This window comes from Amycolatopsis sp. NPDC051716, from assembly GCF_040681595.1.
GTDB lineage: Bacteria > Actinomycetota > Actinomycetes > Mycobacteriales > Pseudonocardiaceae > Amycolatopsis.
The window spans coordinates 223,500-237,211 of record NZ_JBFAZA010000006.1; the positions used below are offsets into that span (position 1 = coordinate 223,500).

General features: G+C 72.0%; 21 protein-coding genes and 1 pseudogene. 11 read left to right on the forward strand and 11 right to left on the reverse strand.

All coding sequences use genetic code 11. From position 1 onward, the window contains the following. Positions 1–23 precede the first annotated feature (23 nt). From AB0M30_RS10525 to AB0M30_RS10535, 3 genes are all read left to right on the forward strand, one after another. Positions 24–1,196, forward strand: a complete 1,173-nt coding sequence (locus tag AB0M30_RS10525) for a phytase (RefSeq protein ID WP_364582640.1) — start codon at positions 24–26, stop codon at positions 1,194–1,196. 68 nt (positions 1,197–1,264) lie between these two features. Continuing rightward, the gene (locus AB0M30_RS10530; protein WP_364582347.1) at positions 1,265–1,765 is read left to right on the forward strand and encodes a SigE family RNA polymerase sigma factor; all 501 of its coding nucleotides are present in this window, start codon (positions 1,265–1,267) and stop codon (positions 1,763–1,765) included. Continuing rightward, the gene (locus AB0M30_RS10535; protein ID WP_364582349.1) at positions 1,762–2,742 is read left to right on the forward strand and encodes a hypothetical protein; all 981 of its coding nucleotides are present in this window, start codon (positions 1,762–1,764) and stop codon (positions 2,740–2,742) included. Before AB0M30_RS10530 ends, AB0M30_RS10535 begins: the two co-directional genes overlap by 4 nt. Here the strand turns inward: AB0M30_RS10535 and AB0M30_RS10540 are convergent. After that, entirely contained in the window at positions 2,732–3,670 is a 939-nt protein-coding gene (locus AB0M30_RS10540) for a hypothetical protein (protein WP_364582351.1), read from the reverse strand. The genes AB0M30_RS10535 and AB0M30_RS10540 overlap by 11 nt on opposite strands. 131 nt (positions 3,671–3,801) lie before the next feature. On the opposite strand from AB0M30_RS10540, the gene AB0M30_RS10545 reads away from it, so the two are divergent. Further along, positions 3,802–4,368 carry a putative glycolipid-binding domain-containing protein gene (locus AB0M30_RS10545; protein WP_364582354.1) on the forward strand — a complete coding sequence of 189 codons (567 nt, stop codon included), beginning with the start codon at positions 3,802–3,804 and terminating at the stop codon, positions 4,366–4,368. After that, positions 4,365–4,751: a PPOX class F420-dependent oxidoreductase gene (locus AB0M30_RS10550; protein WP_364582357.1), complete on the forward strand. Its 387-nt coding sequence runs from the start codon at positions 4,365–4,367 to the stop codon at positions 4,749–4,751. Before AB0M30_RS10545 ends, AB0M30_RS10550 begins: the two co-directional genes overlap by 4 nt. On the opposite strand, the pseudogene AB0M30_RS10555 reads toward AB0M30_RS10550, so the two are convergent. After that, positions 4,735–4,845: pseudogene (locus AB0M30_RS10555) on the reverse strand (GNAT family N-acetyltransferase); the annotation flags it as partial. The gene AB0M30_RS10550 and the pseudogene AB0M30_RS10555 overlap by 17 nt on opposite strands. On the opposite strand from AB0M30_RS10555, the gene AB0M30_RS10560 reads away from it, so the two are divergent. After that, positions 4,813–4,965, forward strand: coding sequence for a hypothetical protein (locus tag AB0M30_RS10560; protein WP_364582652.1), 153 nt, complete (start codon positions 4,813–4,815; stop codon positions 4,963–4,965). The pseudogene AB0M30_RS10555 and the gene AB0M30_RS10560 sit on opposite strands and share 33 nt — an antisense overlap. Here the strand turns inward: AB0M30_RS10560 and AB0M30_RS10565 are convergent. From AB0M30_RS10565 to AB0M30_RS10580, 4 genes are all read right to left on the reverse strand, one after another. Further along, positions 4,949–5,425 (reverse strand): GNAT family N-acetyltransferase, encoded by a 477-nt coding sequence (locus AB0M30_RS10565; protein ID WP_364582360.1) that lies wholly within the window; start codon positions 5,423–5,425, stop codon positions 4,949–4,951. The genes AB0M30_RS10560 and AB0M30_RS10565 overlap by 17 nt on opposite strands. 49 nt (positions 5,426–5,474) lie before the next feature. Next, a complete protein-coding gene (locus AB0M30_RS10570; protein WP_364582363.1) occupies positions 5,475–5,816 on the reverse strand; it encodes a DUF1330 domain-containing protein in 342 nt (113 codons plus the stop codon). A gap of 63 nt (positions 5,817–5,879) precedes the next feature. After that, positions 5,880–6,470 (reverse strand): TetR family transcriptional regulator, encoded by a 591-nt coding sequence (locus AB0M30_RS10575; RefSeq protein WP_364582365.1) that lies wholly within the window; start codon positions 6,468–6,470, stop codon positions 5,880–5,882. 65 nt (positions 6,471–6,535) lie between these two features. Then, positions 6,536–7,000: a MarR family transcriptional regulator gene (locus AB0M30_RS10580; RefSeq protein ID WP_364582368.1), complete on the reverse strand. Its 465-nt coding sequence runs from the start codon at positions 6,998–7,000 to the stop codon at positions 6,536–6,538. 73 nt (positions 7,001–7,073) lie between these two features. Between AB0M30_RS10580 and AB0M30_RS10585 the strand changes: the two genes are divergently transcribed. Then, positions 7,074–7,511 (forward strand): SgcJ/EcaC family oxidoreductase, encoded by a 438-nt coding sequence (locus tag AB0M30_RS10585; RefSeq protein WP_364582371.1) that lies wholly within the window; start codon positions 7,074–7,076, stop codon positions 7,509–7,511. Continuing rightward, entirely contained in the window at positions 7,508–8,221 is a 714-nt protein-coding gene (locus AB0M30_RS10590) for an SDR family NAD(P)-dependent oxidoreductase (protein ID WP_364582374.1), read from the forward strand. Before AB0M30_RS10585 ends, AB0M30_RS10590 begins: the two co-directional genes overlap by 4 nt. Here AB0M30_RS10590 and priA read toward each other — a convergent pair. Genes priA through AB0M30_RS10605 form a run of 3 tightly spaced genes read right to left on the reverse strand, consistent with a single transcriptional unit; the run spans position 8,218 to position 10,505 of the window. After that, positions 8,218–8,955, reverse strand: a complete 738-nt coding sequence (priA, locus tag AB0M30_RS10595) for a bifunctional 1-(5-phosphoribosyl)-5-((5-phosphoribosylamino)methylideneamino)imidazole-4-carboxamide isomerase/phosphoribosylanthranilate isomerase PriA (protein WP_364582377.1) — start codon at positions 8,953–8,955, stop codon at positions 8,218–8,220. The genes AB0M30_RS10590 and priA overlap by 4 nt on opposite strands. Before the next feature lie 36 nt (positions 8,956–8,991). Further along, positions 8,992–9,609 carry an imidazole glycerol phosphate synthase subunit HisH gene (gene hisH / locus AB0M30_RS10600; protein ID WP_364582642.1) on the reverse strand — a complete coding sequence of 206 codons (618 nt, stop codon included), beginning with the start codon at positions 9,607–9,609 and terminating at the stop codon, positions 8,992–8,994. A 32-nt stretch (positions 9,610–9,641) separates the two neighbouring features. Beyond that, complete coding sequence (locus tag AB0M30_RS10605) at positions 9,642–10,505, reverse strand: hypothetical protein (protein WP_364582379.1); 864 nt, start codon at positions 10,503–10,505, stop codon at positions 9,642–9,644. Positions 10,506–10,675: 170 nt separating this feature from the next. Between AB0M30_RS10605 and AB0M30_RS10610 the strand changes: the two genes are divergently transcribed. The 3 genes from AB0M30_RS10610 to AB0M30_RS10620 are packed head-to-tail and all read left to right on the forward strand — an operon-like array spanning position 10,676 to position 12,665. Further along, complete coding sequence (locus AB0M30_RS10610; protein WP_364582382.1) at positions 10,676–10,852, forward strand: hypothetical protein; 177 nt, start codon at positions 10,676–10,678, stop codon at positions 10,850–10,852. 48 nt (positions 10,853–10,900) lie between these two features. Then, the gene (locus AB0M30_RS10615; RefSeq protein WP_364582385.1) at positions 10,901–12,073 is read left to right on the forward strand and encodes an acyl-CoA dehydrogenase family protein; all 1,173 of its coding nucleotides are present in this window, start codon (positions 10,901–10,903) and stop codon (positions 12,071–12,073) included. A 37-nt stretch (positions 12,074–12,110) separates the two neighbouring features. Then, positions 12,111–12,665 (forward strand): NIPSNAP family protein, encoded by a 555-nt coding sequence (locus AB0M30_RS10620; RefSeq protein WP_364582388.1) that lies wholly within the window; start codon positions 12,111–12,113, stop codon positions 12,663–12,665. Here AB0M30_RS10620 and AB0M30_RS10625 read toward each other — a convergent pair. Both AB0M30_RS10625 and AB0M30_RS10630 read right to left on the reverse strand, forming a co-directional pair. Further along, positions 12,651–13,079 (reverse strand): NUDIX hydrolase, encoded by a 429-nt coding sequence (locus AB0M30_RS10625; RefSeq protein ID WP_364582391.1) that lies wholly within the window; start codon positions 13,077–13,079, stop codon positions 12,651–12,653. The two genes, AB0M30_RS10620 and AB0M30_RS10625, sit on opposite strands and share 15 nt — an antisense overlap. Before the next feature lie 5 nt (positions 13,080–13,084). Next, the gene (locus tag AB0M30_RS10630) at positions 13,085–13,687 is read right to left on the reverse strand and encodes an NUDIX domain-containing protein (protein WP_364582394.1); all 603 of its coding nucleotides are present in this window, start codon (positions 13,685–13,687) and stop codon (positions 13,085–13,087) included. Positions 13,688–13,712: the final 25 nt, after the last annotated feature.

Consider the following 13,712-nt stretch of genomic DNA (forward strand, 5'->3'; position numbering starts at 1 on the left):
CGCGCGTGCGCAGACTCCTTCCGGTGGCCGTCGCCGCCGTCTCCCTGCTGACCGCCGTCCCCGCTTCGGCCGCGCCCCGCGAGCCGGCGCCCGTCCTCCAGACGCAGGCCTTCGTCGACGACGCCGGCGGCTCCCCCGCCAACGCCGACGCCGACGACCCCGCGATCCGGGTGCACCCCCGCGACCCCGAACGCAGCGTCGTCCTCGGCACCCTCAAGAAGGGCGGCCTCGCCGCGTTCGACCTGGGCGGGCGGACGCTGCAGCTGGTCCCGGCCGGGCCGGGCGGCCGGTTCAACAACGTCGACGTCGTCGGGGACCTGGCCGTCGTCAGCGACCGGGGGCGGGACCGCGTCCGCGTCTACCGGATCGACCCCGCGGGCTCGGCCGCCGGGTCGCACGTGCTGCGCGATGTCACCGACCCGGCCGCCGCGCCGGTGTTCTCCGCGTCGGAGTCCGAAGTGGACGAGCAGCGGACCGCCTACGGCCTGGCCGCGGGCCGGGACCCGCGCACCGGCGTCCGGTGGGTGGCGGTGACCCGGCGGCACGAGACGCGGGTGGCGCTCCTGCGGCTCGTCGACCGGCCGGACGGCACCGTCGGCACCGCGCCGGTCGCCACCGTGGATCTGCCGTCGACCTTCCGCCTCCCGGACGGTTCGGCCTGGTCGCCGTGCGAGGAACCCGGAGAGGGGCCGCAACTGGAGGGCTCGGTGCTCGACGGGCGCGTCCTCTACACCGCCCAGGAGGACGTCGGGATCTGGCGGATCCCGCTGACGCCGGCCGGCTTCGGGCGGCCCGAGCTGATCGACCGCGTGCGCTCCTTCGGCGTCCCTTCGCGGTGGGACGCGGCCACCGAAGAGTGCGTCCCGGACGGGCCCAACCCCGGCTACGGCGGCCGGTGGCTGACCGCCGACGCGGAGGGCCTCGCGCTGGCGGACGGCACGCTGTTCGCCTCCAGCCAGGGCGACTCGCGGTTCGTCGTCTACGGCAAGCACGTCCGTGACCTGCGGATCGTCGCGGGCCGCGGCACGGACTCGGTCGAGCACTCCGACGGCTCGGCGATCAGCACGGCGTACCTCGGCCGCCGCTTCCCGCACGGCCTCCTGGTGGTCCACGACGGCGAGCGCCGCCCTTCGGTGGGTGACCTGCCGACCACGGGCTTCGCCTTCGTCCGGCTCGAGGACGTCATCCCGCGATAAAAACTTCCGCCCGCCACGCAGCGGCCGGGCCCCCTCGCGCGTCCACAGTGGTGACCGAAAGGACGCGTGTGACCTTCGAAGAGTTCGTGGCGGAGCGGCTCGACGGGCTGCTCCGCTACGCCACCGTCCTGACGAACGACCCGCACCTGGCGCAGGACGTCGTCCAGGACGTGCTCCTGCGCGCCCAGCAACGGTGGGACCACATCACCGCGCCGCCGACCTACGTGCGGCGGATGATCACCAACGAGTACCTGTCGTGGCGACGGCGGGCGGTGCGGCGGATGGTGTCGAGCAGCCACGACGTCCTCGACGCGCTCGGCCCGCCCGAACCGGACCCGTCGGCCGCCTACGACGAGCGGGACGCCATGCTCGGCCTGCTTGCCACGCTGCCCCGCAAGCAGCGCGCGGCCGTGGTTCTGCGCTACTACGAGAACTACTCCGACACCGAGATCGCCGCGTTCCTGCGGTGCGGCACCTCCACCGTGCGCAGCCAGATCTCGCGGGCCCTCGCCACCCTGCGCCAAGCCGGGTTGACCCACACCGTCGTCACCACCGGAGTCCCCGAATGACCCGCAGCGAGCACGAAACCGAGACGCTGATCCGGGACAGCCTGGACCGCCTCGCCGCCCGCGCCCCGGACGCGGCGGCGGTGCACGAGGCGCTCGCGCGCGCCGGCCGGAACCGGCCGCCGGCGTCCCGGCTGGCCCTCGTCGCCGCCGCCGTGGTCGTGCTGGTCGTCGGCATCATGATGGGCACGCAGCTGCTGACCACGCCCCCGGCCCCGGTGCCGGCCGCGGGCCGCCCGGTGCTCACCTACGGGCCGGGGTGGCTGCCGGCGGGCCTCACCGAGCAGCACCGCGAAGGTGGCCCGGGGACCACCCCGGGGGTCCGGCGGTGGCTGGCCGGCCAGGCCGCGGTGACGCTGCTGACGTACTCCACCGCCGACCCCGAGTGGTCGCAGGCAGCGCTGAAGATCGCGTCGCTCAAGGACCAGGTCCTGGTGCGCGGCCGGGTCGCGATGGACACCGGTTCCGGCAGCGACGCCCGGGTCACCTGGCTGGCCGACGACCAGCACGTGCTGGTCGCCTCGGTCACCGGGATCCCGGACGCCCGCACGGTCGCCAAGCGGATCGCCGACTCCGTCACCGCCGAACCGGTCGACGTCCACGGCGAGCTGCGGTTCGGCCCGCTGCCGGCGGGGCTGGCCGAACGGTCGGCCGCGGTGACGGGAACCGGCCCCGGCGACGCGCACACCGCGCTGACCGCGGCCGACCCGGCCCGGCCGGCCATCCCCGTGGTGCGGGTCACCGCCGGCGCGGGCGCCCCCCGGCTGACCGGAGCCGCGCCGGTGACCGTCCGCGGCGGCGAGGGCCTCTTCGCGGCGCCGCAGAACGGGCGGGACGCGCTGGTCGCGGTCCGGCTGCCGTCGGGGCGCTGGCTGACGGTTTCCGGGGCGCTGCCGGAGGCCGAGCTGATCGCCGTCGCGAACGGCGTCCAGCCCGACCCGGCACCCGACTACCGCTGGCTCGGGCGGCCTACCAGTTGATCATCGGGAACCAGATGATCCCGAGCCTGCCCAGCACGCGGACGTCCCAGTAGAGCAGCGTGAACGTGCCGCCGACGAGCAGGGCCACGCCGGTCACGGTCGCGATCCGCGCCGGTTTCGCGGCCAGCCAGCGCTGCACGCGCCCGCCCGTGGCCCGCGTGAGGATCAGGAACAGCACCGCCATGACGACGATGTTGCCGAGCGACTGGAGGGCGAACGCGGCGGCGCCGTAGAGGACGTTGTGCTGCTCCGCGGCGCTGCGGAACATGACCCGGAAGAGCGGGTACGGCCGTCCGATGAGGAATCCGCCGATGAGCGCGCCCATCAGCACCAGCGGCGCCGCGGGGTGGCGGCGGGTGAAGCCCTCGAAGGGGTTGCGGAGGATGCCGAGGGCGATCAGGCCCATCAGCAGGAAGACCAGGCCGACGACGCCGAAGGCGATCATGGACTGCACGCTGCGCGGGGAGAGGCCGGTGGTCTTCGCGGTGTCGAACTGCGGCATCCGCGTGCCGACGAGCGCGACGATCACCCCGTAGACGACCGAAACGGTGAGCATGCCGGCGGCGATCCAGCCGAGCGGCTTGAGCGCGCTGCGCTTCTCCCCCGCCTGGTCACCGACCAGCGGCGCGACCGCGCCGAAGGCGGCGATGTTGCAGGCGGTGAACGACCCCGCCAGGCCGGAGACGAACGCGAAGAGCGTCCCGGCGAGGACGCTGCTGATCGGGGTGGCCTTCGCGTCGTAGCCGAGGAGTCCGTTCGCGACACTGTCGCCGATCACGGAGTCGACGAAGGGCGCCGACCAGATGGCGGTCAGCACGAACCCCGCCACGACGGCGGTGAGCGCGATGACGGCCCGGCGCGCGGGATAGGGCCCGGCGCCGAAGAACCCTGCTTGTGGATGAACCGGTATTTGCTGTCCGACCGCCATCGATGCCCTCCAGAGTGCGGGAATGCAGCCCCGAAAGCGTTGCAGGTGGGAGTGTTGAAACGCGTGGGCCAGGCGTGTGGGATTTCGCGGCCGAAAAGCCTAGGCATTTTTCACACCGGTTACGGTGGGCCATGACCTTCCCCGGCAGCGCCGCCTGGCGCCACGAAGACGCCCGCACCGGCTTCGAAGTGGCCCGGTTCCGGCGCCACGAAGGCGGCTGGCTCGTCGAAGGCGCCACGACCGCCGTGGAGGACGGCGTCGCGTGGGCGGTGCGCTACTCCCTCGTCGTGGGTCCACAGTGGACGCTGCGGTCGGCGCGGATCACCGGCCTCGGTGCGCGGGATCTGGAGATCGAAGCCGACGGCCGCGGGCACTGGCGGCTCGACGGGCGGCCCGCGCCGCACCTGGACGGCTGCCTCGACCTCGACCTCGAGGCGTCCGCGATGACGAACACCTTCCCGGTGCACCGGCTCGCCCTGCCGGTGGGCGGCCGGGCCGAGGCGCCGGCCGCCTACGTCCGCGCGGCCGATCTCGGCGTCGACCGGCTCGAGCAGACCTACGAGCACCTGGCGCCGGGGCGGTACGGCTACGCGGCGCCCGCGTTCGGCTTCGCCTGCGTCCTCGAATACGACGACACGGGCCTGATCACCCGCTATCCCGGCATCGCCGTCCGCCACCCGGCTACGGTGGGCCCATGACCTCCGAGACCGACCGCCTCGCCGCCGAGCGCTACGTCGTCCTGACCACTTTCCGGCGCGACGGGCGGGCCGTGCCGACCCCGATCTGGGTGGCCGGCCGCGACGGCGAACTGGTGCTGTGGTCGGAGCGCGCGGCCGGCAAGGTCAAGCGCATCCGCAACGACGGCCGGGTCGAGGTCCAGGCCTGCGACGTCCGCGGGCGGAAGACGCACGGCGCGAAGGTCTCCGGCCAGGCCCGGCTGCTGGACACCGCCGGGACCGAACAGGTCCGGCGGGCGATCGCCCGCAAGTACGGCATCGTCGGGCGCGTCACGATGTTCTTCTCGAAGCTGCGCGGCCCGCAGGACCGGACCGTCGGCATCGCGGTCAAAGTGGACGGCTGAAGCTGCGGAAACCCCGCCGCAGGTAGTTCGGCAACGCGTTCGGGTGATCGAGGGTCGAGGTGTGCAGCCAGACACGCCGCGTCCCGCGCAACGCCACGGCGCGAGGCCTCCGGCCAGACCCCGGCTGCTCGACGCCGCCGGGACCGAACAGGTCCGGCGGGCCATCGCCCGCGAGGACCGGACCGTCGGCATCGCGGTCAAAGTGGACGGCTGAAGCTGCGAAAACCACGCCGCAGGTAGTTCGGCAACGCGTTCGGGTGATCGAGGGTCGAGGTGTGCAGCCAGACGCGCCGCGTCCCGGGCGACTCCCACGCGTCGGCGACGACCAGGGTGAGCGCGAACCCGCCGAGTCCTTTGCCGACGAACTCCGGCACCAGGCCGAACGTGGTGATCTCGACGTCGTTCCCGGGCTGCGGCTCGAAATCCGCGGCGCCGGCGACCTCACCGCAGTACTCGATGAGCCGGTATTCCCGGCGCGGCGCGGCGAGCCAGCGATCCCATTCTTCGGCGCCGCGGGACGCGCTCGGCCACCGGTGGGGCGTCCCGATCCGGACGTGCAGGTCGCGGATCAGCGGCCCCGGCCGGGTGGTCCGCAGCGCCACGCCCTCGACGGGCGGAGCGGCGTTGAGCTGATCGGCGGCGGTCATTTCGAGCTGCGTGATGATCTCCTCCACCCGCGGCAACCTACGACTCCCAGCCCCGGCTGTCAGCCGCTTTTCGGCCTCAAGCGGCGGCGCGCAAGGCCGCCGCCAGCGCGGCCGAGTCGTGGTCCGGCCCGCAGCCCTCGACCAGGATCAGGTCACCCGGGATGTGGTCCGCGCGCAGGGAGAGGATCTCGCGGTAAGCGGGCGAGCCGTACCACTCGCGGGCCACGGCGAGGCTCGGGAACTCGATGAGCACGAGGCCGCCGGGCCAATCGCCTTCGACGACCTGCACCGGGGCGCCGTGCACGAGGAACTTGCCGCCGTACGGGTCGAGCGTCGCCTGGATCCGCTCCAGGTACTGGAAAACCTCTTCCGGCAGCACGGCGGGCGGGCGCAGGTGGGCGAGTCCGTAGGCGGTCATGACGGTCCTTCCGGTTGTCCTTGTCCTGGAAGGAATCCTGGCCGCTCGCCGGCATGGCGTCGATTACCCCGGAGGTAAGGGCTGCCCGGCCAGCAGGCGGTCCACCAGCGCCGTGACGAGATCGTGGCGCTGCTCGTCGGTGAACAGGTCCGGCAGCGTCAGCCGTTCCATGATCAGCCAGTTCAAGGCCAGCCACAGCAGGACCACCGTCGTGCCGTCGCCGGGCAGGCCGGCCTTCTCGTGGTATTCGACGTTGAAGTCGACGTCCGCGCGGATGCGCCGGGTCAGCACCTCCCGCAGTTCCGGCCGGCGCGCGGCTTCGAGCCGCAGTTCCAGTAAGGCCAGGAACCCCGTCGGGAACGCGGCCACGCGGTCGACGAGGTCGTGCATCAGCTCGGCGACGCGGGCCCGGTCGCGCGGCCCCTCGAGGCCGCCCGCGAGCACCGCGTCGTCCACCAGCCGCTCGTAGACCCGCTCCCCCGCGTGCTTGAGGATTTCGCCGCGGCTGGAGAAGTAGTTGGAGGCCGTGCCGACCGGGACGCCGGCCTGCTGGTCGACGGCGCGGAAAGTGAGCCCGCGCGCGCCTTCGCCGGCGAGGACCTCGATCGCGGCGTCGAGCAGCGCCGCGCGCCGCTGGGGGTTGCGTCGCACCATGACGTGCACCTCACTCCGGTCAGCACCACTTCGCGCAAAGTACTACATCCGGAGTTTCGGCCGGGTTACCGTCCGGCCTGCCGCTCCCGCGTCGCCGCCCGGATCTCTTCCGACGCTTCGCGGTACGCCGGCGCCGCCCGGGCGAAGTAGTCGAACAGCACCTCCTGCTGCTCCGGCGAGTACCGGCCGATGACCTCGGCGATCCGCCCGCGCGCCGGCCCGACAATCGCCTCGACGGCGGCGAGCGCGTCCGGCACCGGCTCGACCACCACCTTGCGCCGGTCGGCCGGGTCGGCCGCGCGGCGGACGTAGCCGGCCCGCTCCAGCCGGTCGATCAGCCGGGTCGTCGCGCCGGTGGTGAGGCCGGTGCGCGCGGACAGCTCACCCGAGGTCAGCGAGCCTTCCAGGTCCAGGAGGCTGAGCGCGTACCACTCGGTGGCGTGCAGCCCGGCCGCCTCCGCGCCGGCCAGGCCGTGCAGGCCCACCGCGTCCAGGTACCGCCGGAAAACCACGTGCCGCTCGCTTGCCACCGGTTCCTCCTCGTGGTTAATATCTGCATGCGTGCAGATACTGCACATGTGAAGCTAAGTATAGGAGACCACCATGATGACCACCGACCGGACAGCCGTCACCGCCGTGCTCGACTCGCTCGCCGACGCGTGGGGCCGGGGCGACGCCGACGCCTACGGCGCGCACTTCACCGAAGAAGCGACGTACGTGACTTTCGTCGGCACGCGGTATTCCGGCCGCGACGACATCGCCGGCAGCCACCGCGTCCTCTTCGAAAAGTTCCTCAAGGGCACCAAGCTCGCGCACGAGGTCCTCGACGTGCAGTTCCTCGGCGCGGACGTCGCGGTCGTGAGCACCAGCGGCGACACCTACAAGGGCGACGCGCCGAAGAAGCTGTCCAAGGTCCAGACGTACACGCTGGTCCGCGACGGCGGCCGGTGGCTCGTCGCGGCGTTCCACAACACGCAGCGGAAGCCGCTGATGGAACGCGTCTCGTTCGCGTTCGCGCCGGAAACGAAGCCGAAGCGGTGAAGGCGCTGGTGACGGGGGCGAGCGCGGGCATCGGCCGGGCGCTCGCCACGGCGCTGGCCGAGGCGGGCTACGCGGTGACGGCCGTGGCCCGCCGCGAAGACCGGCTCGCCGGCCTCATGGCGGACCTCGGACCGGGCCACGACCACCTGGCCGCGGACCTCGCCACCCCCGAGGGCCTGCGGGTCACCGCCGAGCGGTTGACCGGGCCCTACACGCTGCTGGTGAACAACGCGGGCCTCGCGGTCCACGGCGGCTTCGCGGAAACCTCGCTCGAAGACTCCCTCGCCGTCATGGACCTCAACTGCCGCGCGGTGGTGACGCTGGCCCACGCCTTCCTCGCCCGGGCGCGGCCGGGTGCCGCACTGGTGAACGTTTCCTCGACGCTGGGGTTCACGCCCAAACCGGGCCTCGGCGTCTACAGCGCCAGCAAGGCGTTCGTGACGTCGTTCTCGGAAAGCCTGTGGCACGAGCAGAAAGCCCGCGGCGTGCACGTGCTGGCGCTGTGCCCGGGCGTGACCACGACCGAATCGCAGGACGCGGACGGCGTTCCGTCGTTTCTCGTGCAGACACCGGAAGACGTCGCGGCGCGGGCCCTCCGCGCGGTACGCCGCCGCGAAGGACCCACGGTCGTGTCCGGGCGGCCGAACGCCGTGTTCACCGCGGCCGCCGGGCTGCTGCCGCGCCGGACCGCGGTGTCGCTCCTCGGCTAGAGCTTCGCGACCGCGGCAAGGGCCTCCGGCAGCGTGAACGCGCCGGCATAGAGCGCCTTGCCCACGATGGACCCCTCGACCCCATCGGACGCCAAGCCCGCCAACGCGACGAGGTCGGCCACGCTCGACACCCCACCGGAAGCGATCACCGGCGCGTCCGTGCGGGCGACGACGTCACGCAGGAGCTCGAGGTTCGGGCCGCGCAGCGTGCCGTCCTTGCTGACGTCGGTGACGACGTAACGGGACGCGCCGTCGCGGTCGAGGCGCTCCAGGACGTCCCACAGGTCGCCGCCGTCGGAGGTCCAGCCGCGGGCGGAAAGCCGGTGGCCGGCCTCGGTGATCCGCACGTCGAGACCGATCGCGACGCGGTCGCCGTACTCGCCGATGACCCGGCTGGTCCACTCCGGGTCCTCGAGCGCGGCGGTGCCGAGGTTGACCCGCCGGGCCCCGGTGTCCAGGGCGGCCTTCAGGGACGCGTCGTCGCGGATGCCGCCGGAGAGCTCGACCTGCACGTCGAGCCGGCCGACGACCTCGGCGAGCAGCTCGCGGTTGCTGCCCTTGCCGAAGGCGGCGTCGAGGTCGACCAGGTGGATCCACTCGGCGCCGTCGCGCTGCCAGGCCAGCGCAGCCTCCAGCGGGCTGCCATAGGAGGTCTCGGTGCCGGCCTCGCCCTGGACGAGTCGCACGGCCTGGCCATCGGCCACATCAACGGCGGGAAGGAGCGTGAAAGTCACGCGGCTCACTCTAGGGCGGAGACCCGGATCACCCGGTCAGAGGGTCGCCAGCCAGTTGCGCAGCAGCTGCGCCCCGGCGTCACCGGACTTTTCCGGGTGGAACTGGGTGGCCCACAGCGGCCCGTTTTCGACCGCGGCGACGAAGTCCTCGCCGTGGTGGGCCCAGGTGACCTTCGGTTCCTGCCCGGCCAGGCCGTCGAGCTCCCACTTGCGCGCGGCGTAGGAGTGCACGAAGTAGAACCGCTCCTCGGGGTCGAGACCGGCGAAGAGCTGCGAGTCCGCGGGCGCGCGCACGGTGTTCCACCCCATGTGCGGCAGGACGTCGGCGTGCAGCCGGTCGACGACCCCGGGCCACTCCCCGGTGCCTTCGGTCTCCTCGCCGTGCTCGACGCCGCGGGAGAACAGGATCTGCATGCCGACGCAGATGCCGAGCACCGGCCGCCCACCGGCCAGCCGCTTCCCGATGATCCGGTGCCCCTGCACGTCCAGCAGCCCCGCCATGCAGGCGGAGTAGGCACCGACGCCGGGGACGACCAGGCCGTCGGCTTCGACGGCGGCATGCGGGTCGGCGGTGACCTCGACATCGGCCCCGGCGCGCGCCACAGCGCGTTCGGCGGAGCGGAGGTTGCCGGAACCGTAGTCGAGGATCACCACACGAGACACGCCACCCAGCGTAGCCGTCGCCCTCAGCGGCGCTCGAAGGAATAGACGTCGGTCACCGTGTTGCAGGGTGACGGCGGCACGACCTCGACGCGCAGCACGCCGTCGTCGTAGTCGACGCCTTCCGGCGTGAAGGTGCCCGTGCAGGTGCTGACCAGCGGAACCTGGCCGATCTCGTGGACCCGGGCGGGCACGTCGCGGCCGTTCAGCGGACGCGCGAGGTCGATCTGCAGGAGCTGCAGGTTCGTCGGGTACAGGTCGTTGTACGGGTCGCTGGTCGCGCAGATCAAGCGCGTCGCGCCGACGAAGTCACAGCCCTGGGCACTGCGGATGTGGTGGTCGAGGTGGATGCGGGCGGCGACCGGGAGGTCGCCGGCCACCTTCGGGCCGCGCGGGTTCAGGAAGGGCGTCGGGGAGACGAAGAGGCGGTCGACCTCCCCGAGCGGGCCGGAGACGAGCCACTGGCCGTCGGGCGTGGCCGCGACCTGGGCGTTCGCGTTGGCGGCCGGCTCGTCGGGCTGCAGCGGGTGGACGAACTCCGTCGTCGTCCCGTCCGGCTTGGTGACCAGGTACATCTTCGTGGCCGGCGTCGGCGTGCGGGTGTCCTGGTAGACGTCGAAGACGTACCCGCGCAGCGAATCGGGGTCGCCGACGTGGCCCCAGCCCTCGTCCTTGAGCGGCTGCGGGATGGTGGCGCCGTTGCGGTAGACGATCTCGGGGGCGTGGCCGGGCAGCCGGAGTGTCGCGAGGCCCTCGCCGCTGATCCGGTTCTCGGCGGTGGTGTGGCCGATCTGCTGCCAGCGGGTGCCGTGCGCGGTGGCGACGCCGGTGGCGGCGAGCAGGGTGGCGGTGGTGAGGGCGAGCAGACTTGCCGTCCGCAGTGCGCGCATGTGCGCTCCTGGTGGTCGAGGCCTTGGCGGCGGCGACGTCATCCTGCCACAGAGCGCGCGCCGGCCGGAAAGATCTTGAAGAAATCCGTTTGACCGTCCCGCTCCCCGGGTATCACTTCACCCGATCGTGTGCGCTCAGCCCGGCACGACCGGACGCCAGGGAGGCGAAGATGGCCGAGGACGATCTGCTGTCCCAGATGCTGCACGCCTGGCGTGACGACATCGAGAGCGTGCCGTTTCCGCAGTTCAGCGAGCTGCTGATCCCCCGCCAGCAGACCCGCCCGCGGTGCTCGCCGAGCACGTCTGCTGCCCGCGTGACGAACGCCACGCGGAGAACAGACGCCTGACTGTGGTTTCCTGCGGGAGCCGCATCGACGCGTCCCCGGGAGCCCATCATGAGTCGCACCCCTGACCCGCACGACTTTCTCGACCTCGACGCCGGGCTCGCCGAAGAGGAACGCGCCATCCGCGACGCCGTCCGCGCGTACGCGAAGGACCACCTCCTGGACCACGTCGCCGACTGGTACGAAACGGGCGCGCTGCCCGCGGCGGAGCTGGCGAAGGGCTTCGGCTCGCTCGGCCTGCTCGGCATGCACCTGGAGGGCTACGGCTGCGCCGGCACGAGCGCCATCGCGTACGGCATCGCGTGCCGTGAGCTGGAGGCCGTCGACTCGGGCCTGCGCAGCTTCGTCTCGGTGCAGGGCTCGCTGGCGATGTACGGGATCCACAAGTGGGGCAGCGAAGAGCAGCGGCAGGAGTGGCTGCCGCGGATGGCCACCGGCGAGGCGCTGGGCTGCTTCGGCCTGACCGAGCCGGACGCGGGCAGCGACCCCGGTTCGATGCGGACCCGCGCGGTGCGCGACGGCTCCGACTGGGTGCTCTCGGGCACGAAGATGTGGATCACCAACGGAACCGTCGCCGACGTCGCGGTCGTCTGGGCGCAGACCGACGACGGCATCCGCGGCTTCGTCGTCCCGACGTCGACGCCGGGCTTCACCGCGAACGAGGTCAAGCACAAGCTGTCGCTGCGCGCGTCCCTGACGGCGGAACTGGTCCTCGACGGCGTCCGGCTGCCGGCATCGGCGGCGTTTCCCGAGGTCCGCGGGCTGCGCGGGCCGCTGTCCTGCCTCAACGAAGCCCGCTACGGCATCCTGTTCGGGGTCGTCGGCGCGGCGCGCGCGTGCTACGAAGCCGCGTTGGACTACACGCTCTCGCGGTCGCAGTTCGGGAAGCCGCTCGCCGGGTTCCAGCTGACCCAGCGCAAGCTCGCCGACCTGCTCGTCGAGGTCAACCGCGCCGGCCTGGTGGCGCTGCAGATCGGGCGGCTCAAGGACGCCGGCGCCCTGCACCACAACCACGTCAGTTTCGGGAAGCTGGCGAACGTCCGGTCGGCGCTGGACGTGGCCCGCACCGCGCGTTCGATGCTCGGCGCCAACGGGATTTCGCTGGAGTACCCGGTGATGCGGCACATGGCGAACCTCGAGACGGTGCTGACGTACGAAGGCACCGAGGAGATGCACGCGCTGTCCCTCGGCCAGGCGGTCACGGGGCTGGCGGCGTTCCGGTGACCGGTTTTTGTCGGTGGTGCCCGCTAGCTTCTGCACCATGACTTCTTCCGAGCCTTTCTCCGACTTCGAAACCGTGGTGGAGCTGCGGCGCTACACCCTGCACCCCGGTCGGCGCGACGAGCTGATCGAGCTGTTCGAGCGCGAGTTCGTCGAGCCGCAGGAGGCCGCGGGCGCGCATTTGTTCGGGCTGTTCCGCTCGCGGGCATCCCCGGACGAGTTCGTGTGGTTGCGCGGCTTCCGCTCGATGGCCGAGCGCAAGGCGGCCCTGGAGCAGTTCTACTTCGGCCCGGTCTGGAAGGAGCACCGATCGGCGGCGAACGAGACGATGATCGACTCCGACAACGTGCTGTTGCTGCGCCCGGTCCGCCGCGGCCTGGCATCCCCACCATCGGGAGCGGGCCTGCACGTGACGGTGTCGTCGCCGGCGTCCCCACCGGAGTCGGCGTTCGCGGCGTTCGAGACGGAGCCGGCTCCCAACACGTTCCCGCAGCTACCGGTCCGCACGGACGGCCCGTTCTCGGTGTGGTTCAGCCGGGTGGCCACGGATTCCTCGTTCGAGCTCGTCCCGACTTCGCGGTCACTGATCCGCTGAAAGGAGTCCGATGAGCCCAGTGGGGTAGAGGATCTTGCTGCCGTCCCGGAACTCGCGGACGTCGACCCACCGCGCGGTGGCGGGGTCGTCGAGGATCTTCATCTCGTCGCGCTGGTAGAAGCTGTCATCGACGAACTCGGCGGTGAAGACGAAGGCGATCTCGTGCCCGGGCCGATCACGCCAGGTGAAGACGTTCTCGAGCACCCCGAGCCGAGCACCGACCTTGATCTCGGCACCGAGCTCTTCGCCGAACTCGCGCACGAGGGCATCTTTGCTGCCCTCGCCGAACTCGACCCCGCCCCCGAGCGGCCGGTAGTAGGTCTCGCCTTTGAAATCGTCACGCCCTTCGAAGACGAGCAGCGCATCGTCACGCCAGATGATCCCGAGCGCGAGCGGCCGGATTGTGAGCCCCATGGGCATCACCGTAGCGGTTCCTGCGTGAGCAGTTCCGCGAGTCCTTCCGGTCGAAGCTTCTCCGTTCCCGCGACGAAGTCCCGCACCGGATGCCAGCGCGCCCCGCCGAGGTCTTCGACGCCATAACGGGCGGGGTCGGCGAGCGTGGCCCGGTAGAGCAACACGATCTGATGGCCTCGGCGCCCGTCGACGACCGGGTGGTTCTCCACCGCACCGAAGGCCGTCAGGCCGGTCAAGGCCCCCAGCGTCGGCCGGACCTGGCGTTTCAGCGCGTCCTCGGCGAGCTCACCGAAGTTGATCACACCGCCCGGAGGGCGCCACACGCTGCCCCCGGCCGCTTCGTCTCTTTCCTCACACACGAGGAGCTTCCCGTCGTGCTCGACAAGACCGAGCACCAGCGGCTGCACGACACGAGGCTCCGCGGACCCCTCCCGGTCACCGCGGCGGAGCCGGCTCCAAAGCGACCATGCCGCCACGGCCACGACCACCAGGGCCCAGCCCGGCCCGAACGCGCCGGCCGCGGCGACGGAGACGATCACCAACACGGGCCAGAGCCAGGGTGAAAGCACCTTCACCACCTCCTCACCGCTGGTCGACTCCGCCCGCATGCTGGCCTACGATGGTCCGATCCTG